Source organism: Salegentibacter salinarum (assembly GCF_900168115.1).
GTDB lineage: Bacteria > Bacteroidota > Bacteroidia > Flavobacteriales > Flavobacteriaceae > Salegentibacter > Salegentibacter salinarum.
This window is the reverse complement of record NZ_FUZC01000011.1, coordinates 26014-46831: the sequence shown is the minus strand read 5'-3', so window position 1 is coordinate 46831 and position 20818 is coordinate 26014. Positions and strand designations below refer to the sequence as shown.

17 protein-coding genes are annotated in these 20818 nt (G+C 37.9%); 14 read left to right on the top strand and 3 right to left on the bottom strand.

Annotated elements, in window-relative coordinates:
* Positions 1-5 precede the first annotated feature (5 nt).
* The 5 genes from B5X53_RS13405 to B5X53_RS13385 all read left to right on the top strand — a co-directional run bounded on the left by B5X53_RS13405 (position 6) and on the right by B5X53_RS13385 (position 7283).
* Positions 6-623, top strand: coding sequence for a TetR/AcrR family transcriptional regulator (locus tag B5X53_RS13405; protein ID WP_079713730.1), 618 nt, complete (start codon positions 6-8; stop codon positions 621-623).
* The gene (locus tag B5X53_RS13400) at positions 613-1968 is read left to right on the top strand and encodes a TolC family protein (RefSeq protein WP_079713729.1); all 1356 of its coding nucleotides are present in this window, start codon (positions 613-615) and stop codon (positions 1966-1968) included. The genes B5X53_RS13405 and B5X53_RS13400 overlap by 11 nt, the downstream gene beginning before the upstream one ends.
* Before the next feature lie 22 nt (positions 1969-1990).
* Positions 1991-3163, top strand: a complete 1173-nt coding sequence (locus tag B5X53_RS13395; protein ID WP_198550718.1) for an efflux RND transporter periplasmic adaptor subunit — start codon at positions 1991-1993, stop codon at positions 3161-3163.
* A gap of 6 nt (positions 3164-3169) precedes the next feature.
* Positions 3170-6643 carry an efflux RND transporter permease subunit gene (locus B5X53_RS13390; protein WP_079713727.1) on the top strand — a complete coding sequence of 1158 codons (3474 nt, stop codon included), beginning with the start codon at positions 3170-3172 and terminating at the stop codon, positions 6641-6643.
* Positions 6644-6818: 175 nt separating this feature from the next.
* A complete protein-coding gene (locus B5X53_RS13385) occupies positions 6819-7283 on the top strand; it encodes a cupin domain-containing protein (RefSeq protein ID WP_079713726.1) in 465 nt (154 codons plus the stop codon).
* 75 nt (positions 7284-7358) lie between these two features.
* Here the strand turns inward: B5X53_RS13385 and B5X53_RS13380 are convergent, their stop codons facing one another.
* Positions 7359-7718 carry a toxin-antitoxin system YwqK family antitoxin gene (locus tag B5X53_RS13380; RefSeq protein WP_079713725.1) on the bottom strand — a complete coding sequence of 120 codons (360 nt, stop codon included), beginning with the start codon at positions 7716-7718 and terminating at the stop codon, positions 7359-7361.
* A gap of 315 nt (positions 7719-8033) precedes the next feature.
* Between B5X53_RS13380 and aspS the strand changes: the two genes are divergently transcribed.
* From aspS to B5X53_RS13360, 4 genes are all read left to right on the top strand, one after another.
* The gene (gene aspS / locus B5X53_RS13375; protein WP_079713724.1) at positions 8034-9815 is read left to right on the top strand and encodes an aspartate--tRNA ligase; all 1782 of its coding nucleotides are present in this window, start codon (positions 8034-8036) and stop codon (positions 9813-9815) included.
* Positions 9816-9935: 120 nt separating this feature from the next.
* On the top strand, positions 9936-11726 hold the full coding sequence (locus B5X53_RS13370; protein ID WP_232764050.1) for a chloride channel protein: 1791 nt from the start codon (positions 9936-9938) through the stop codon (positions 11724-11726).
* Between the two features lie 4 nt (positions 11727-11730).
* Positions 11731-11970, top strand: coding sequence for a hypothetical protein (locus B5X53_RS13365; RefSeq protein WP_079713723.1), 240 nt, complete (start codon positions 11731-11733; stop codon positions 11968-11970).
* A 105-nt stretch (positions 11971-12075) separates the two neighbouring features.
* Positions 12076-12270 carry a cold-shock protein gene (locus tag B5X53_RS13360; protein ID WP_037318850.1) on the top strand — a complete coding sequence of 65 codons (195 nt, stop codon included), beginning with the start codon at positions 12076-12078 and terminating at the stop codon, positions 12268-12270.
* Between the two features lie 65 nt (positions 12271-12335).
* On the opposite strand, the gene B5X53_RS13355 is transcribed toward B5X53_RS13360, so the two are convergent.
* Positions 12336-13310 carry a helix-turn-helix transcriptional regulator gene (locus tag B5X53_RS13355; RefSeq protein ID WP_079713722.1) on the bottom strand — a complete coding sequence of 325 codons (975 nt, stop codon included), beginning with the start codon at positions 13308-13310 and terminating at the stop codon, positions 12336-12338.
* Between the two features lie 113 nt (positions 13311-13423).
* On the opposite strand from B5X53_RS13355, the gene B5X53_RS13350 reads away from it, so the two are divergent.
* From B5X53_RS13350 to B5X53_RS13340, 3 genes are all read left to right on the top strand, one after another.
* The gene (locus B5X53_RS13350; RefSeq protein WP_232764051.1) at positions 13424-15862 is read left to right on the top strand and encodes a TonB-dependent receptor; all 2439 of its coding nucleotides are present in this window, start codon (positions 13424-13426) and stop codon (positions 15860-15862) included.
* A 21-nt stretch (positions 15863-15883) separates the two neighbouring features.
* Positions 15884-17227 carry a hypothetical protein gene (locus tag B5X53_RS13345; protein ID WP_079713721.1) on the top strand — a complete coding sequence of 448 codons (1344 nt, stop codon included), beginning with the start codon at positions 15884-15886 and terminating at the stop codon, positions 17225-17227.
* A 78-nt stretch (positions 17228-17305) separates the two neighbouring features.
* Positions 17306-18445 carry a PepSY-associated TM helix domain-containing protein gene (locus B5X53_RS13340; protein ID WP_079713720.1) on the top strand — a complete coding sequence of 380 codons (1140 nt, stop codon included), beginning with the start codon at positions 17306-17308 and terminating at the stop codon, positions 18443-18445.
* A gap of 15 nt (positions 18446-18460) precedes the next feature.
* Here B5X53_RS13340 and B5X53_RS13335 read toward each other — a convergent pair whose 3' ends face one another.
* Positions 18461-19420, bottom strand: coding sequence for an NAD-dependent epimerase/dehydratase family protein (locus B5X53_RS13335; RefSeq protein WP_079713719.1), 960 nt, complete (start codon positions 19418-19420; stop codon positions 18461-18463).
* A 225-nt stretch (positions 19421-19645) separates the two neighbouring features.
* Here B5X53_RS13335 and B5X53_RS13330 point away from each other — a divergent pair, with 225 nt between their 5' ends.
* Together B5X53_RS13330 and B5X53_RS13325 are read left to right on the top strand one after the other, a co-directional pair.
* Positions 19646-20212: a hypothetical protein gene (locus B5X53_RS13330; protein ID WP_079713718.1), complete on the top strand. Its 567-nt coding sequence runs from the start codon at positions 19646-19648 to the stop codon at positions 20210-20212.
* Between the two features lie 60 nt (positions 20213-20272).
* Positions 20273-20755 (top strand): nuclear transport factor 2 family protein, encoded by a 483-nt coding sequence (locus B5X53_RS13325; RefSeq protein ID WP_079713717.1) that lies wholly within the window; start codon positions 20273-20275, stop codon positions 20753-20755.
* Positions 20756-20818: the final 63 nt, after the last annotated feature.

Below are 20818 nucleotides of genomic sequence, written 5' to 3'. Positions count from 1 at the left end.
AAAAAGTGAAAGAAGATATTTTAAAAAATGCAGCAGACCTCTTTCTAAGACTTGGTTTTAAAAGTGTAACAATGGATGATATTGCGCAACAAATGGCTATCTCTAAGAAAACCATTTATGCACATTTTAGTACAAAAACCAAATTAGTAAAGGCTACGGTAGAGTATTTAATTAAAGAAATAGAGCAGGGAATTAGCCTTCTTAGTGCTAAAAAATTAAATCCTATTGTAGAATCTTACGAGATGAAAAAGTATGCCATGCAAATGCTAAAAAACGAGAAAAGCTCGCCTCAATTCCAGCTAAAAAAGTATTACCCCGAGATCTATTATCCCCTGCGCGATAAACAATTTGAAATTGTACAGCGTATTGTAATAGACAACCTGGAAAGGGGAATTACTACCGGGCATTATAAAGGGGATATCCCTATTTCCTTTGTGAGCCGAATTTACTTTGTTGGAATGCTGGGTATAAAAGATAAAAACCTCTTCCCCGAAGACGAATACAGCAATGCAAAATTAATGGACTATTTTCTAAGATATCACCTCAACTCAATTTGCACCGAGAAAGGATTAAACACGCTAGATGAATTAATTAAATCTAATAAGCAAAAAAATGAAATTTAGATACCTGCTAATTTTACTGATTTCGCTAAGCAGCATAGCTCAGGAAACTCCGGAAGATTACAGTTTTTCACTGGAAGAAGCTATACAGTTTGGCCTGGAGAATAATTATTCTTCAATAAATGCGCAAAAAGATGTTGAAATTGCCCTGAAGCAAAAATGGGAGATTATCGCCCAGGGATTACCCCAGGTAAGTGCTACCGGCGACTATCAAAACAACTTAAAGCTACCCGTTCAATTACTTCCCGCAGAAATTGCCGGTGGGGAACGCGGCGAATTTATACCGGTTACTTTCGGGACAAAACACAATGTAAACGCTACGGCCACGTGGAACCAGTTAATTTTTGATGGTTCTTACATCGTAGGAATTCAATCGGCTAAAACTTTGCTTCAAATTTCTGAAAATGCAAAAACAAAAACCGATCTCGAAATAAAGAAAGCGGTTATCAATGCCTACGGAAATGTTTTACTCGCGGAAGAAAACGTAGCTATTCTTCAGAAAAACGTAGAAAACGTCCAGAAGAATTACGACGAAACCAATGAGATCTATAAAAACGGACTCGCCGAACAGGAAGATGTAGAACAACTGGAAATCACCTTGCTTAACCTAAAAAACAACTTAAGCCGAAGCCGGCGTATGCGAGATATAGCTTACGAAATGTTTAACCTTACCCTGGGAATTCCGGTAGAAATACCTGTGAACCTAACCGAGGAATTAGACACTTTGGCGATGCAATATTTTGATCTTGAACTTTTACAGGAAGAAATTCCGGTTGAAGAAAACATCGATTATCGTATTGCTGCAAACACTGCAGATTCGCGAGAAATAGAAGTAAAACTGGAAAAATCTAAAGCACTTCCTTCTTTAAGCGGGTTTCTAAATTATGGTGTTCAGGGTTTCAGCCAGGAATTCACCTTTTTTGATGAAGACCAGGAATATTTTGGACAATCTATTTTAGGCGTGAGTTTGAACATTCCCATATTTAGTAGTGGTATGCGAAATTCCAGGACCCAGCAAAAGCAAATTGCTTACGAACAGGCGATGGTAGAACTGGAGCAAACCGAAAATGAAGTAAAACGCCAGATAAATTCAGCCAAAAGTGATTACGAATTTAGCCTTGAAAATTACCAGGCCCAAAAGAAAAACCTGGAATTAGCCGAAAGGATTGAGAACAAAAACCAAATTAAGTTTTTTGAAGGAATTGCCAGCAGTTTTGAGCTTAGCGAAGCCCAGCGCCAGCTTTACCAGGCGCAACAAGACTTTTTGCAATCTATGCTAGATGTAATAACCGCTAAGGTAGAATTAGAAAATCTATTGGATACCAGAAAATATAACAATGAAGATTAAATATACCCATCAAATATCAAGAATGAAAAAGTTAGCTGTTTTATTAAGTATTCCGCTTTTATTGCTTTCCTGCGGAAGTAATGAGGAAGAAAAATCTGTAGAAGAAATTATAGAAAACGAAGACCTAACCGAAATTAGGGCTAAGAAATCTGAATTAAGTCAGCAGCAAAGTGATCTTACGCAAAAGTTAGATCAACTGGATCAGGCCATAGACCGTTTAGACAAAACCCGGCGTTTAGACCTGGTAGAAATTCAGCAAATTGACGACACTTTGTTTAAGCATTACGCCGAAGTACAGGGCGATGTTGCCACCGATGAGAATATTGTGATCTATTCTGAGTTTTCAGGAATCCTGCAAGATCTTCGGGTAGAAGAAGGCCAACAGGTTAATAAAGGGCAGGTTCTAGCCAAAATTGATGACGGCGGACTCTCCAGCGAATTAGCGCAATTGGAAACCCAGGCAACTTTAGCAAAAACCACTTTTGAGCGCCAGGAGCGCTTATGGGAGCAAAATATTGGTTCAGAAATGCAGTATTTAGAAACTAAAACCAACTATGAATCTATGCAAAACTCAGTAAACAGATTGAAATCTCAACTGGATAAAACTATTGTAAGAGCACCTTTCAACGGAATAATAGACGAAGTACTTACCGAGCAGGGAGAAGTTGTAAGTCCTGGGCAAAGTCAGTTATTTCGATTAGTGAGTCTAAAAAACATGTATATAGAAGCTGCAGTGCCAGAAAATTACTTAAATACCGTAAGAAAAGGTACCGAGGTAATTGTAGAAATCAGTTCCCTGGATCGTGAATTTGAAGGTGAAATTAGAAGGGTTGGAAATACTATTAACCCTAACAACCGTTCGTTCAGTATTCAGGTTGCAGTACCCAATGAAAACGGGATGATAAAACCTAATCAAATCGCAACCATTAGATTAAACGATTATACCGCAGAAAATGCTATAATAATTCCCGAGAATGCACTGCTTAAAAATTCGCAGGGAGAAAGCGTAGTGTTCACACTTCAGGAAAAAGAAGGAGAAGATAATATTGGTACTGCAAAAAGAAAAATTGTAGAAACAGGATATTCCTACAATAATAAAATAGAAATAACCAACGGATTAGAAACGGGAGAAACCCTGATTGTTGAAGGTGCTAAAAACCTTCGAGATGGTCAGGAAGTTAAAATAAGAAATTAAGCTGCAATGAATTTAGATAAAGAATTTAAGCTTTCGTCCTGGGCCATTAACAACAAAATGACGGTATATGTAATTATCGCCATTGTGATGATTGGTGGGCTCATGTCGTACTACAATATGCCCCGGGAAACCTTTCCCGAAGTGGTAGAAACCAAAATTTATGTTAGCTCTATAAACCCCGGAAACTCTGCGGAAGATGTTGAAAAATTCATCACCGAACCCCTCGAAGAAGAGTTTAATGATGTCGCCGGAGTGAAAGAGATTTCTTCTTCTACTTTCCAGGATTATTCCCTGGTAATTGTAGAATTTGAAGAAGATGTTGAGGTAGAAAGTGCCAAAACCAAGGTAAAAGATAAGGTAGATATGGTGAAAGCCGAAACTACCTGGCCCACCCTGGATAATGGCGCAAAGGTAGAACCCAATGTGTTCGATCTTAATATTTCAGAAGAACAACCTATTCTAAACATTAACCTTACTGGAGATTACACCGTTCAGCAGTTAAAAGAATATGCCGAATACCTTCAGGAACGCATAGAATTACTTCCGCAAATAAAAGAAGCGAGTATTCGTGGGGCTGAAGAAATGGAGGTTGAAATCGCCGTAGATATCTATAAAATGACGGCTTCAAAAGTTAGTTTTACAGATATTGTAAATGCCGTAAGTGGTGAAAACCGAACAATTTCGGGTGGGAATGTAATTACCAGCGGGGTACAGAAAAACATAAGGATTGTTGGGGAAATTGAAGACCCCAGTGAGCTCAAAAATGTTGTTGTAAAAACCGATGGCGGTAATGTATTCCTTCAGGATATCGCTCAAATTAATTTCAGGGAAAAAGATGCAACCACTTTTGCTCGGGAATATGGTGCCCCGGTAGTAATGCTGGATATTAAAAAACGTGCCGGGAAGAATATGATCGAGGCCGTAGACCAGATAAAGGAAATTGTAAAAATTGAACAGGAAGAATATCTTCCCGAGAGTCTACGCATTAGCCTTACCAACGACCTTTCTACCAACACCCGGAGCCAGGTAGACGACCTGGTAAATAACATTATTTTTGGGGTGATTCTGGTGGTTTTGGTTCTAATGTTTTTCCTGGGCTTCAGAAATGCCTTATTTGTAGGGATCGCGATTCCTTTGTCCATGTTCCTTTCCTATATTATTCTGTCCAGTATGGGTTATACCCTAAATACCATGGTACTTTTTGCACTGGTTATGGGTCTTGGAATGCTGGTAGATAACGGGATTGTTGTGGTAGAAAACGTCTATACTTTAATGGACGAAGGTATGCCGCGAAAACAAGCTGCCAAGCAAGGTTTAGGTGAAATTGCCTGGCCAATTATTGCTTCAACTGCTACTACTTTAGCCGCCTTCTTCCCACTGGGCCTCTGGCCGGGAATTATAGGAAGTTTTATGGTAATTTTCCCAATTACACTTTCTATAGTTTTAGGTTCTTCGCTTTTTGTCGCGTTAATTATCAACTCGATGCTTACTTCTCAATTTATGAGAACTGAAGAAGAAGAATTCACTAAGAAGAAACTTATAAAAATAAGTTCTATTCTCGCCGGGTTTGGAGCATTACTGTTAGTAGTAGGTTTTGTTGTAGATGCCGGAGCGCTTAGGGCATTTGGTAATATTCTAATTCTGGCTGCTATTTTACTTTGGGTTTATAAATATTTTATTTCCCGAGGTGTGGAGTATTTTCAATATACCGCCCTTAAAAAGATGGAAAATGCTTATGAAAAAACCCTGAAATATGCGCTACGCGGAAAGAAAGCTTATCTGACGTTTTTTGGAACCTTACTCTTGCTTTTCGTTTCTTTTGTATTGATTGGCTTGGTACAACCAAAGGTTTTATTCTTTCCTGAAAATGAACCAAACCAGGTGATAACTTATATCGAGTATCCGCAGGGAACTGATATTCATAAAACCAACGCCCTTACCAAACAGGTGGAGCAACGCATTTTTGACGCTATTAAGAAATACGAAGATGAAGACGGTTACAACTTTATGGTAGAGTCCGCTATATCTCAGGTTGGGGAAGGCGCAGGAAATCCCCAAACCGATGGTGGTCAGCAAAATGAAATGCCTCACAAAGCTAAGGTCACACTTTCTATGCGTGAGTTTACCGAAAGGCGTGGGGTGAGCAGTAGCGAAGTTCTATCTGAAGTTCGGGAAGCCGTTCAGGGATTCCCCGGCGCTTCTATTGTGGTAGAAAAAGATGCTGCCGGCCCACCCACGGGTTATCCAATAAATATGGAGCTTAAAGGTGAAGATTATGAGCAAATGCTCATGGAAGCAGAAAACTTACGTTCCTACGTTAACGATCTTAGTATCGCCGGTATCGAGGAACTGAAAATAGACGTTAACAAATCTAAACCCGAATTAAGTGTAAATGTAGATCGTAGAAAAGCGGGACAACTTGGAGTTTCAACCTCCCAGGTAGGCCAAACTTTGCGACGTGCTATTTATGGGGAGGAGGTTTCAACATATAAAGATGGTGATGATGATTATGAGATAAATATGCGTTTTGCCGATCAATATCGCTATGATGAAAACGTGTTATTCAATCAGCCGGTTACTTTTAAAGATCAGAACACGGGAGAAATAATTCAGGTGCCAATTTCATCTTTGGTTACTACAGAATCTGCCTCTTCCTTTAGTTCTATTAAAAGAAAAGATCTGAAAAGGGTAATAACCCTCTACTCAAACGTGCTTCAGGGTTATAATGGCAACGAGATTGTGGGCCAGTTAAAAACAGCGCTTAGAAGTTATGATCTTCCAAAGGACATCACCCTAGAATTTACAGGTGAGCAGGAAGAACAGGAAGAGAACTTGGCTTTTCTATTAAAAGCCCTTCTAATCGCGATGGGTGGTATTTTACTTATTCTCGTAGCGCAATTCAACTCATTGTCTAAACCAATTATCATTGTAATGGCAGTGGTATTGAGTTTGGTTGGTGTTTTCCTTGGACTGATTGTTTTCCAAATGGATTTCATTATTATTATGACAATGATGGGAATTATCTCCCTCGCGGGAATTGTGGTAAATAACGCTATTGTACTTATTGACTACACCCAAATTCTTATAGACCGGAAAAAGCGGGACCTGAATTTAGATGATGATGATTTACTTACCCGTGAGCAGTATTATGACTGTATTGTAAGAGGTGGAAAATCAAGGTTGAGACCAGTATTGCTTACTGCAATTACTACGGTACTTGGTTTAATTCCGTTGGCGGTAGGATTGAATATAGATTTCTTTAGTTTGTTTACAGATTACGATCCCAAAGTATTTATTGGAGGAGACAACGTGATCTTCTGGGGGCCACTGGCGTGGACCGTAATTTTTGGATTGGTGTTTGCCACCTTCCTAACGCTAGTTGTAGTTCCGGTGATGTTTTACCTGGTAAATCGAGCCAAGGTTAAAACCGCCGATAAACGCAAAGAGCGAAAACAAAGAAAGCTGGAAGCAAGAGCTTAAAAACTGATCACCCCGAAGCAGTAACTTCGGGGTTTTTTATTGATCTTATTTAACCGCAGCAGCTCTAAAATTTAATATCTCTGCTAAAGATTTAATATTTACAGGAATTCACTTATTCCATTTTCCATTTAATTGAAGTAGCTTAAAAGTTTTTAACTAATTAAAATCGGAAATTATGAAGATCAAAAAACAGTTAATAGAATTAAAGAGCTTTTACTTCCTTCTAATGTTCTTCCTTTCTTTTGGAATTTTTGCACAGGAAACTTCTGAAAATTCAATCGCTTTTTCAGAAAGTGATTCAAATCTTGAATGGGGGCCTTGCCCAGATTTTATGCCTGAAGGATGTAATATTGCCGTGTTACACGGAAACCCGGCTGAAAAAAATGCAGATATCTTCTTTAAAGTGCCTGCTAATGCATATATAACAAATCACACCCATACATCTCCCGAGAGGATGATTCTTGTCTCTGGCGAAATGGAAGTGACTTACGAAGGCGAGCAACCGCAGATTTTAAAAGAAGGTTCGTATGCCTATGGCCCGGCCAATAAACCTCACTCAGCAAAATGTGGCGATTCGCCCTGCGTTCTATTTATCGCTTTTGAAGATCCAGTAGACGCAATGCCGGTAGAAAAAGATTGAAATTCAGATTTAATTAAACAAAAAAGGCCGTCTTCACAGACAGCCCTTTTTTGTTTTGAGTATATAAATTAGCGCTTAGTTATCGGCTAAAGTACCATCGCTTTTCCAGGTATTTACACCTGCAATTTGGTTATTGTCATAATCTACTTCAGTTAATTTATCTGAAGTCCAAAAGAACCATTTTCCGGTTTTATTTCCTTCGGTATACGTAGCCATACTTTGCTTTTTACCATCTACGTCATAAGCAATCCATTTCCCGTGAAGTTTTCCGTCTTTGTAAGTTCCTGTTTGTTTTATAGAACCGTCTTCATAAAAGAAAGTTCCCTTAATAAGATCTCCTTCCTTTTCAAATTTTGGTTCCGGACTTTCTTGCGCCATAGCAGCTGCTCCAAAGGTAAAAATGGCAGCCATCAATATATTTTTTATCTTTTTCATAGTCTTTTTATTAAACTTTACTTCACAAATATAGCAAAATGTTTACTTTAAAACAATAATTACATAACGTTAAATTAACATTCAGAGCTTAAATAGTTTAAAAACAAAGACTTAAATAGTATTCTTTAGCTTAAAAATAGCGTTTAATGGAGGTAAGAATCAAAGTTCTCGTAGAATAAAAATGTTATAAAAGCAAAACAATAAGTTTTAAAACCGATTAAATGCCGATTATTGACCTGGATTTTCTCAACCTATTCTATCGGCAAACTCACTATATCTTCTTACTTTTGCGCTACTTAAAATTTCAGGAATATTATGTATAGAAGTCACACCTGCGGGGAATTAAATGCAGCTTCAATTGGCCAGGAAGTAAAACTTTCGGGCTGGGTTCAAAAAATAAGGGACAAAGGTTTTATGGTTTGGGTAGATTTGCGCGATCGTTACGGCATCACCCAGCTTATCTTTGATGAAGAGCGTTCTTCAAAAGAACTTATGCAAAAAGCTCAAAAACTGGGTCGCGAATTTGTAATTCAGGTGAGCGGAAAAGTAATTGAGCGGGAATCTAAGAATACAAATATTCCAACTGGTGAAATTGAGGTTTTAGTTTCTGAAGTTAATATTTTAAACACTTCTCTTACTCCTCCTTTTACTATTGAAGATGAAACCGATGGCGGCGAAGATTTAAGAATGAAATACCGCTACTTGGATATACGTCGAAACCCTGTAAAAAATAAGCTGAAATTTCGCCATAAGGTTGGAATGGTAGTGAGAAACTACCTTTCCAACCAGGATTTTATTGAAGTTGAAACTCCTTATTTAATAAAATCTACTCCTGAAGGTGCCCGCGATTTTGTGGTACCAAGCCGAATGAACGAAGGTCAGTTTTACGCCCTGCCACAATCGCCACAAACTTTTAAGCAATTGCTTATGGTTGGCGGAATGGATAAATATTTCCAGATCGTGAAATGTTTTAGAGACGAAGACCTTAGAGCCGACAGGCAGCCGGAATTCACGCAAATTGACTGTGAAATGGCGTTTGTTGAACAGGAAGATATCCTTAATATTTTTGAAGGTTTAACCAGGCATCTACTGAAAGAGATCAATGGCGTGGACGTAGCTGAATTTCCAAGAATGACCTATGCTGATGCGATGAAAAAATACGGAAACGACAAGCCCGATATTAGATTTGGGATGGAGTTTGCCGAACTAAACGAGCTTGCGAAAAACAAAGGTTTTAATGTATTCGATCAGCAGGAATTAGTTGTGGGAATTGCAGTTCCTGGAGCAGCTTCGTTTACAAGAAAAGAAATTGATAAATTAATATCCTGGGTTAAGAGACCGCAGGTCGGCGCCAACGCACTTGTTTGGGCAAAATACAATGAAGACGGAACTTTAAAATCTTCGGTAGATAAATTTTATTCTGAAGAAGATCTAAAAACCTGGGCACAAGCTACCAATGCTAAGCTCGGAGATTTAATTTTGGTAATGGCCGGCGACGCTAATAAAACCAGAACCCAGCTTAGTGCTTTAAGAATGCATTTAGGAAACGAACTTGGCTTAAGAAAAGCTGATGAGTTCGCACCGCTTTGGGTGGTAGATTTTCCGCTTTTAGAATGGGATGAAGAAACAAAGCGTTTCCACGCAATGCACCACCCTTTTACTTCGCCGAAAAAAGAAGACTTTGCACTTCTTGAAACAAAACCGGGAGAAGTTCGCGCCAATGCTTATGATTTAGTATTAAATGGAAATGAAATTGGCGGTGGTTCTATTAGAATTCACGACAAGGAAACCCAGGCTAAAATGTTCGATTATCTTGGTTTTACCCCGGAAGAAGCAAAAGCACAATTCGGCTTTTTAATGGATGCGTTTCAATATGGTGCACCACCACACGGCGGTATCGCTTTTGGTTTTGATAGACTGGTTGCCATTTTGGGCGGACAGGAAAGCATCAGGGATTTTATTGCTTTCCCTAAAAACAATAATGGTCGGGATGTGATGATAGATGCACCAGCCACCCTTGACGAAGCACAACTCAAAGAACTTCATTTACAGGTAAATACCCTGGAAGAAAGTTCAAAAAGAATTCCCGGAAAATAGATTTTTAAACTCAAAGCAAGCGCCAGAGCATAAAACTCGATTAACGAGTAAAATTATAATTGATAAAAAATCCCGGGTTCACATCGGGATTTTTTTATCTTCACTTAAATAAATTTTTGAGTGAGTACTAAAGCTACAGAACTTTTAACGCGATTTTCAGACTGGAGCACCAGGAACCTTAGCCATCAACAATTTTTGATGGTGCTCAGTTCCCTTATTGGTTTCTTGGCCGGACTTGTCGCTGTTGGTATTAAAAACTTTACACATTATATTCAGCGTTTACTGGAAGATGAATTTATTGTGAATTATCACAATGCTTTCTATTTTATTTTCCCGCTAATAGGTATTGCAATCACCGTTTTTCTTATAAAATATATTATTAAAAAAGATATAGGAAACGGTATCCCTACGGTATTACACGCTATTTCTAAAAGACAGGGAATTATGCGAAGGTTTCAGTCTTACGCCTCCTTAATTACGGCGCCCTTGACTGTAGGTTTTGGAGGATCTGTAGGACTAGAGGCCCCCACAGTGGCCACCGGGGCATCAATAAGTTCGAATTTATCACGTTTATTTAAAATGAACCAGGCCACCCGCACACTTTTAATAGGATGTGCGGCTGCCGGTGCCATGTCTTCCTTGTTTAAAGCCCCAATTGCGGCTATTATTTTCGCTATTGAAATATTTAGCCTTGATCTCACCCTGGTTTCTATGATTCCGTTGCTTACAGCTTCGGTTTCTGCGATACTTACCTCCTACTTCTTTTTTGGGAACGACATAATTTTACACTATCAGTTAAGCGACCAATTTGATGTTTCTGAAGTTCCTTTTTATGTTTTACTAGGTGTAATAGCAGCGGTTTGTTCTATTTATTTCGGAAAGGTTTATTTCAAATTTGCGGCGATATTCCGAAAAATAAAATCGGGATTTCTTAGATTGCTTGCCGGCGGACTTTCACTCGGGGTTTTGATATTTTTTATTCCTCCGCTGTATGGAGAAGGTTACGATGTAATCAACAACCTGCTACAGGAAAACTACATTTTTGCGTTGCAAACCAATTTATTTGATTCCTATTTAGATAATATTTGGGTGGTAATTCTTCTACTTGCGGGGCTAGTGGTGTTTAAGGTAATCGCTACTTCGTTAACCCTGGGAGCCGGGGGCGTTGGAGGTATTTTTGCCCCGGTTTTATATATGGGTAGTGCCATGGGACATTGTTTTGCTCTTATTATTAATAATCTCGGGATTTTAAACAATCCTATTTCGGTTAGTAATTTCACGCTGGTGGGAATGGCTGGTGTGATGGCAGGAATAATGCACGCACCGCTTACCGCAATTTTCCTTATTGCTGAACTTACCGGCGGCTACGAACTTTTTGTACCCTTAATGATCACCGCAGCCATTTCGTTTGTGGTTACCAGCAGGTTTCAGCCGCATTCTGTGTATACTATGGAACTTGCCCAGCGCGGAGAGTTGCTTACTCACAATAAAGACCAGGCCGTATTAACGCTCTTAAATATTCAGCAGATTATAGAAAAGAATTTTGTAACGCTGAATATAGATATGAATCTTGGTAATGTAATTCACGAAGGTGTGATAAAATCTTCCCGAAATCTTTTTCCAGTTATCGACGAAAATCGTAAATTCTTGGGAATTATTTTATTAGATGATATTAGGCCGATAATGTTTGACCAGAAAATGTATGAAGAAGTAAAAGTAAGCGACATCATGCAGCGGGCCCCTGAAATTATTGATCTTAGAAAGGATCGGCCAAAAGATATAATGAACAAATTTCAGGAAACAAACGCCTGGAACCTGCCTGTGGTAGAAGATGAAAAATATGTTGGTTTTATTTCTAAATCTAAACTACTAACCGCTTATCGTCAAAAACTAATAGAAGTAACTGTTTAATGCTATGAATACTGTTTTAAAAATATTAGCCATATTAATATTAATTGCCATTGGAGTAGGATTTTATTACCGCACTTTTGAAGATGTAGTGTTGGGAGACCGGATAATTGGGATTGCAGTTTTGGCAAGTGCATTTATTTTAATGCCTATTTTCCTCTATGTTAGATGGAAAGGAAAACGGCTGCAAGACTACACTCTCACTAAAGAGAACATGGATAAAATGCGTGATAAAGGAATAGATTAAGTGTCTGTTTTAGAATACTTTCAAAAGAAAATCGAAAATATTGCACTATCTTCTATAATATTGTACTAACTTTGCGCTTTATTAATTATTTATTTTATTATTACAATGGAAGGTACAGTTAAATTTTTCAATGAATCAAAAGGATATGGATTCATTACCAACGACGAAACAGGAAGAGACATCTTCGTACACATTACTGGTTTAGATGGCGAGAGCTTGAACGAAGGTGATAAAGTTGAGTACGTTGAAGTAGAAGGTAGAAAAGGAGTTAACGCTGCGGAAGTACGCGTTATAGAATAATATATATTATCCTATTTCAAGAACTTGAAAAGCCGCTGTAAAGCGGCTTTTTTTATGCCCTAATTTTATTGATTTAAACCCTGTTTTGGGGTATAACCGTAGCACTTTTTAAAGGTGTTTATAAAATGAGGAACACTCTTATATCCCAATATACCGGCCATTTCACTTACCGTATGTTTCCCTAATAAACTTTTAGCTTTTTTCATTCGCAATTCTATGATAAAGCTTCTTATGGTTTTACCATACATCTTTTTAAAATCCTTTTTTAGCTGAAGTTCATTTAAAAGTACTTTCCTGGCCAGCACCTTTATAGTAGGCGGATTTTTAAAGTTTTCAATTAAATATGCGTGAGCAGTTCTTATTTTTTCGAGATTCTCTTCGCTAATTCCTTGCACTACTCCACTGCACAATTCCTGCTGACAAAAATGTAACGAAAGAAACAATTCTTTAAGCCTTAGATCGAGATAATATTTCTTAAAATCACTATTCCAATCGCTCTTAGTAATCTCATTCAAAATATGGTACAAACTATAATCTATAGGAAATTTACAGGCTCCCCATTTTTGGAAATCACTTTGAATAATATTCTTATAAAAAGAACTATCTGCTAACCAGGCTTCGTTTTTTAATAATTCCAGATAATATTTCTTTGATAAATAAATCGCCTGGTAATGAGTAGGTTTATTCGCCGGCATTTCTATGGTGGTCACAGTATTGCTATTGTAACAGCAGTTAATTCTGCCCATTTCAATAGGTTTCCTTTCCTTTAAAGAAACTAACTGCGAATCTCCCTTCCCTAAATAAGAAATTTGAATGTACTCTCCGCCAATACTAAAGATATCGGTAAGATTTTTATCATTTTCAAAGAAGGTTTCCACAATAAACAAGCCCTTTGAAAACTGAATTTTGCTCTTCGCTTTTAACCAGGAATACGCAGTAATATTTATTTCATCTTTAATGATATTCTGATCTTTTTCTTCTGAAAGATCCTCTGAAAATAAGGTTTCATTAACCTCTACTAATTTAGATTCAATATACATAATACGTTTTCCGTAATTTTTATTTCCAAAACCGAAACAGTCTTAAGACTTCAAAATATAAATTTGCTGCAAGTTATTTAAAATTAGTTTAAATAAGAATAATATTTTTTATTGTGGATATAAATTTTAAAATAAGCTTTGTTTTACTGTTGTTTTCAATAAGTATTTCTACCATATATGCTCAACAAACTGAACCTAAAAGCTTCGATATCACCGGAGTAATTGAAGATCAAAATGGTGATCCAATAAGTGAAGCTACTATTACCGCCTCCACCCTTAAGCATAACTATAAAACGCAATCAGATTCCGAAGGATTTTATCAATTACGGAACTTAGAGGCAGGAGTTCTTCTTCTCGAAATTCGAAAGGGAAATTTTATCGCTCACCATCAAATTGCTGTTAATTCAAAAAATTTTGAACATAATATCTCTATCAATACCTCTGGAAATGAATTGGGGGAGGTACACCTTCAAGCTGAATCTTTCAAAAATAAAATGGAGAAGAAAGGTTTTGCTCTTAATGTTGTAGAAACCGCGGAGGCAAGTATTAGAAATATTCAAACTAACGAACTACTAAATACTACCGTTGGGGTGAAAATTCGCCAGAATGGAGGTTTAGGCTCTCGTGCAGAATACAGTTTGAATGGATTATCGGGAAGTGCCGTACGTATTTTTATAGATGGGATTCCTATTTCAACTTTTGGTTCTTCCTATAACTTAAACAGTATTCCGCCTTCAATGATCGAGCGAATTGAAGTCTATAAAGGAGTTGTTCCCGGCCATTTAGCCGATGACGCCCTTGGTGGTGCCATTAACATTGTGCTGAATAAACAATCGAGTGAAAGTATTAATGCTTCTCTCTCTTATGGATCATTCAATACTTTCCAGGCCAATGTGAATGGGTTGTACAGGTTTGATAATTCCGGGTTTACCGTAAAAGCCTCTGCCTTTCATAATTATTCTGATAACGATTATGAAGTTTCAGGCCGAAGTGTGGTAGTAACGGGTTTAGGTGGCCAACAAACCCCAATTACCGCAAGAAGGTTTAACGATGCCTATAGGTCTACCGGAGGTACTGTACAGCTCGGCTATACCGATGTAAATTGGGCCGACCAGTTTTTTGTAGGTTTTACAGGTTCTGACGATTATAAAGAAGTGCAACACGGCGCATTTATGACCATTATGCCATACGAAGGAAGATTCCTAGAATCTGATGCAACTCTTGCCAATTTAACTTACCAAAAGCAAGATTTACTTACAACGGGATTAGATGTAAATGTCACCGGATACTACGGGAAGCGCAACCGTCAAGTAAATGACACGGTTCCGTGGGCTCATAGCTGGAGCGGCGAACGGGCAATAGATTTTAGAGGTAACAATTACAAATATACCTGGGGCTCACAGCAAGAAGGCGGTCCTACGCTTGCAAAAATCAACCGAAACGTTGCCTCGATGAGAACAGGTTTGGCTTACGCTATTAACAATAACCACAAAATTTTAGCAAACCACGTCTATAGCGGAATTGACAGAGAAGATAGCGACGAACTACAATCTGTATTAGAAAATACTTTTTTAGGAACACGGGATTTACACAAGAATATACTTTCGCTAACCTATGAATTAAATGCTTTTGACGACAGGTTAAAAACCAACTTATTCGGGAAATACTATCAACAAAAATCAAAAAGTGTAGATCCTGAAATTGAAATAAATCCCGATGGAAGCCGGCAGATTGTAGATGACGTTGTAAGCAGCAACAAAAAATATGAAGGTTATGGTTTTGCTGCTTCTTACGAGCTTAGTCCCACGATCACCTTATTAGCTTCGGCCGAAAAAGCCGTACGTCTGCCAAACGAAACCGAAATTTTTGGTAACGACGGCGATAATGTTGTAGCCAATGCAAGCATTAATCCCGAACAAAGTAACAATTATAATTTAGGGCTTAAATTAGGCACCTTTAATTTTAAGAAGCATCAATTTAATGTTTCAACAAATCTTTTTACGCGGAATATTAAAGATAGGATTGGCTTACCTATCGAGACTTCCTTAAATGTTGATGAAGAATTAATCGTTTATGTAAACCAGGGAAGCGGAACTTCAAAAGGAATAGACGCACAGTTGGGTTATAATTATAACAATAATTTCGGACTTAATTTCAACGTATCCCGATTCGATTTAAAAATTGAAAACAGGGGCGTAGAAATAGATGTCCCCAACACTCCATTTTTCACCATGAATGGAAACTTACGTTATTCATTTAAAGATTTAATTCAGAAAAACTCCCGGTTAAATCTATTTTACACACTGTATTTTACTGATGAATTTTCATACCTGGTTCCGCAGGGATCTAATACTGTTGGAGACGAATTCTTTAAAGTACCTCAGCAATTAGCGCAAGATCTGGGCCTTAGCTATACCTTCCCAAATCAAAATTTTGTAATGAGTTTTGATGTAAAAAACATTTTTGACAAGCCTGTATACGACAACTTATCGGTACAAAAACCGGGAAGGGCTTTTTACCTAAAATTAAATTATTCAATCAATAAATTTTAACCAATTAATAAAAATAATAATATGAAACGCGAATTTTTTAGCATTAAAACTTTAGCAGCAATTGCATTGGCCACAGGCTTACTGGCTTCCTGTAGCAGTGACGACACTCCTATTGATAACGGCCAGGAGCCGGGAGAAAATGAAGATGGCCGCTGGATTACTGTTGCCGCCGCCAGAATGGGAGAAAATCCCGGCGATGGTAATGGTGGTACCCTAATCTATTCTGTAAGCAGTAAAGATGCTAAAGACCCAACAGTATCTATAGAACCTTTCGATAACGGATTTATAGTACCTTCTAACAGAACTGCAAGGTTACAATCTTCAGAAGACGGCAGCACTATATTTAATATTAGCTATGCCGGGGATACCGGTGGTAATTACACGAAATACAACGTAAATGGCGGGCAGGATTTTGAACAAACCGGAAGTGAAATTAGCATTGCTCCCTATGTAGGTTCTGCTCCAAGATGGATTAAATTATTTGATGGAGACCAAACAGGAGCTGCAGTTTATGTAGATACCGAGAACCAGTTTGATGATAACGATAATTATCTTCGCACTGAAGCAACAATGGGTGTTGTCACCTTGGATTTGCAGAATTCAGCAATATTAGAATTCCAGGAATCAAGTCTTTCGCTAAGCGAAGAACTGGAAACACAGGGATATTATATTGGAAGGATTGATATGCCCACTTTAAATGCTGCGGGAGATAAATTATACATTGGAGCCCGTATGAGTAAGGTTGATCCTGAAACCGGGGAAACAGATAGAAACGGCGAAGTTTTAGGTTCTAAAACCATTGTTTTGGACTACCCCTCTTTAGAAAACCCAACTATTATTACTTCTGAAGTAGGAAAAGGAAACACCAATGGTTACCGAAGCATTAATGCTTTTTTAGTGAACGGAAGTGTGTATCAGGCAAACCAGGGAGATCCTAACGGTTCTCATATCTTAAAAATTGGTGCGAATAACCAGTATGACGATTCATACGTATTTAACTTAGATGAGGCATTAGGTTTAGAAGACGCTTATATTCTGGCCTGGAGACCTACCGCAAGCGGAAAAGCTGTGGTAGCTTATCGCCACGCAGGTTCTGCTGAAGGAGTAGCAGGAGCACAGGGATATTTCGCACTTGTAGACTTAGAATCCAGAACAGCACAAAAAATAGACGAAATTCCATATAGCGAAGATTTCTACTTATTCCAATACCAGGGTTTTGTGGTGGACGGAGATGAAATCTATGTAACCGAAGCTCCTGTAGGAGAAAACGGAAATATCTATGTTATTGACACAGAAACGGGCGAAGTAACTAAGGGAGCTGAGCTTGTAAATGCTGAAGGAAGCCACTTTATAGGATTATTTTAAATACTGAATTAGCCAATAGGACTGATAGGAAACACAATTTCTGGTCAGTCCTATTTTAAGTTCTATACCAGAAGTCAAATGAAAAAAGAGAAGCAAAAAAAGAAAAAGTATACGTTTAGAAAATTACTAAACGATCTTCATTTATGGTTAGGGCTCGGCAGCGGAATTATCCTGTTTCTGGTTTGTCTTAGTGGTACCATTCTCACCTTCCAGACCGAAATAAAATCACTTTTTGTTGAAGAATTAAAGGTTAATCCCGGGCAGGGAGAAGTAAAAGATATTGAAAGTCTTCAACAAAGCCTCCAGAGCGTGGGCACAGTTACAGGTGTGACATTATCAGAAAATGGCAACAAAGCCTATGAGTTTAAAGTTAAAACATCTCCTGAAGACCGCCGGGGCACCACCTTTTATGTAAATCAATATACCGGCGATTACCAGCAGCTTGGCGAAAACCCTGCAGATGAATTCTTCTTCACAATGTTTAGAATGCATCGTTGGTTGTTATTCGATTCTGCTATCGGCAGACCCATTGTGGGAATTGCTACGATCATCTTTCTCTTTTTATCTATAAGCGGAGTTGTACTTTGGTTTCCTAAGAAAAAAATAAAATGGAAAACTTTAAAACCAGGTTTTAAAATCAAATGGTCAGCGAATTGGAAAAGAATTAACCACGATCTACACAACACCCTTGGTTTTTATTCCTGTTTAGTATTAGTTGTCATGACACTTACCGGATTATTCTGGTCTTTTGATTGGTACAAAGATTTTGGCAGCCAGGTTCTGGGAACTCAGGTTTTTGGCGGTCGCGGAGGACCTAAAATTGCTTCAGAAGCTAGTGCTGACTCAAAAACCCTGGAGCTGGCTGAAATTATTAATATTTCAAATCAAAATCTGGATTATGCGGGAGAAACTTCAATTTCATTTCCGCAGGACGAAAAAGGTATTTTTTCAATTAGAAAATATGAATCTAGCAATTGGTCGCCAAATACTTACGATATGCTGGTTATAGATCGTGACGGGAAAATTCTCAAAAAAGAACTTTTTTCAGATAAACCGGCAAACGTCCAGGTCGCTTCATTGATAAAGCCAATTCATACCGGTGAGATATTCGGTACTTTTTCTAAAATTATTTACTTCCTTGCCTGCTTGATCGCTACCAGTTTACCAATCACCGGAACCCTAATCTGGTTGAACAAAATGAAGAAAAAGAAGAAATAATTCTCGAATATCGAGTTATTTCGTGGTATTTAATTGTTCAGAAACTCCTACCAGCATTTCCTTAACCAGGCCTTGCAGGTTGAAATTGTGTTTCCATTGCCAATCTTTTCTGGCTTCAGAGTCATCTATGCTGGAAGGCCAGGAATCGGCTATTTCTTGTCTGAAATCTGGCTCATACGCAATCTTAAACTCAGGGATTTCCTTCTGAATAGCTTCAGCAAGAATTTTGGGCGTAAAACTTAAAGCCGAAAGGTTATAGGAAGACCTTACCTTTATTTCTTCTGAAGGTGCCTCCATAATATCTACGGTAGCTTTAATAGCATCGTCCATATACATCATGGGAAGCCCTGTATTTTCAGCTAAAAATGAAGTATAAGCTTTATTTTTTAAGGCTTCGTGAAAGATCTCTATCGCATAATCTGTAGTTCCGCCACCAGGAAGGGTTTTGTAACTTATAATGCCTGGATAACGCAAACTCCTTACATCCACCCCATATTTATCGTGAAAATATTCACACCATCTTTCTCCGGTTTGTTTGCTAATTCCGTAAACCGTAGAAGGTTCCATGATGGTAGTTTGCGGCGTTTCGTTTTTAGGTGTTGTGGGACCAAAAACGGCAATACTTGAAGGCCAAAACACTTTTTCAATCTTTCTATCTTTTGCGAAATTTAAGATGTGAAAAAGTGAATCCATATTAAGCTTCCAGGCTTTCATTGGTGCTTTTTCGGCAGTTGCACTAAGCATTGCGGCCATAAGGTAGACTTCTGAAATCTCGTGTTTATAAATAATAGATTCAATTAAAGGAGCATCAGTAGCATCGGCAACTTCAAAGGGCCCGTAACTCATTAATTCCTTATTCCCTTCCTTGATATCGCTAGCCACTACCCTATCGTTTCCGTATAGCTCGCGTAATTTCAGCGTTAACTCGGTTCCAATTTGCCCGCAAGCTCCAATAATTAAAATTTTCCCGGCCATTATATTGATTTTTCCGCAAATATATTTATTTAAATAGAGGTTTTCGTAATGAAACCGCCAAAACCTTTACTTTTATTAGAAATCTTTAATTGAGCAAAGGTTTTTAATAATTCTTCATCCAATAGAGGTTAAAATAAAGAAAATTTTATAGCTCCGTTGATACTACTAAATACTTCGTGCAGGAATTATTTAATTTGAAAATTTTTAGGTTAACTTTGTTTATATATGAAAAAAACGGTTTTTATAATATGTATTTCACTCCTCTGGGCTTGTAACGAGAAACCTCAAACCGTAGATAATAAGGGCCGGAAATTAGATTCAATTGCTTTACATCAGCCCATAGGAACCACCAACGAAGAAGTAATATTACTCCCTGAAGCGAGAAAACACGCTATAAATTGGCTGGCTTATATCGCTGCGCAAAATGAAGTTGACCAATTAAAAAATTATAATTTACAGCAAACCATAGAAAGCTCCAAGCCAATTTCCCAAGTTATGGAATCCCTTTCTACCAGCATTCCAGATTCTTTAAGTTCAAATGCGGTAATGGCCCGAGCCAATGTATTAACCACTAAGGCAAAGGTTCTGGAACAACTTTCTCACCGCCGGCAATTAGATGCTGAAGCAATTACAGAAGTTGCCCGGGAAATTCCTTTGGAATTTAATAATTTTAAAATTCAGCTGAATGAACTTTTCTTAAAAACGCTGGAAGATTTTGAAGACGAACTGGACGAATTTAAAGCCGAAAGAGATACCATTTCTATAGATTCACTCCCCGAAGCACAATTGTAAGCCAAATTTTTCTAATTCTTAGTCAGGAAAAATTGATATCTTCAATTAAAAATTTTCAAAATGAAAAAAATTATTGCACTGCTTTTCCTGATTTTCAGTTTAAATATATCGGCACAGGAAAAATCCAGGATAGATAAAGTTCTTACCCAATGGCACCAGGCTGCCGCTGAAGCGAACTTTGACAAATATTTCAGCTTAATCACCAAAGATGGCGTTTTTATAGGCACCGATGCTATTGAAAACTGGCAGAATACTGAATTTCGCGAATTTTCTAAACCTTATTTTGATCGTGGTAAAGCCTGGAATTTTACAACTTTAGAACGAAATATTTACACCGAAGAAAATAGTGAAACCGCCTGGTTTGACGAGCTACTAAATACACAAATGGGAATTTGTCGAGGCTCTGGAGTACTCCAAAAAACTAAAGATGGTTGGAAGATTAAGCATTATGTACTTTCCCTCACGGTACCCAACGAAAATGTGGAAGAAGTAACCCAGTTAAAAAAAGAATACGATCAAAATTTGATAAAACAAATTGATTAAACCTTCAGCAGCATCAAGCTTTCCAAAGATTCCTTTTTCGTAAAAAAAGGTCAATTTTCAGCT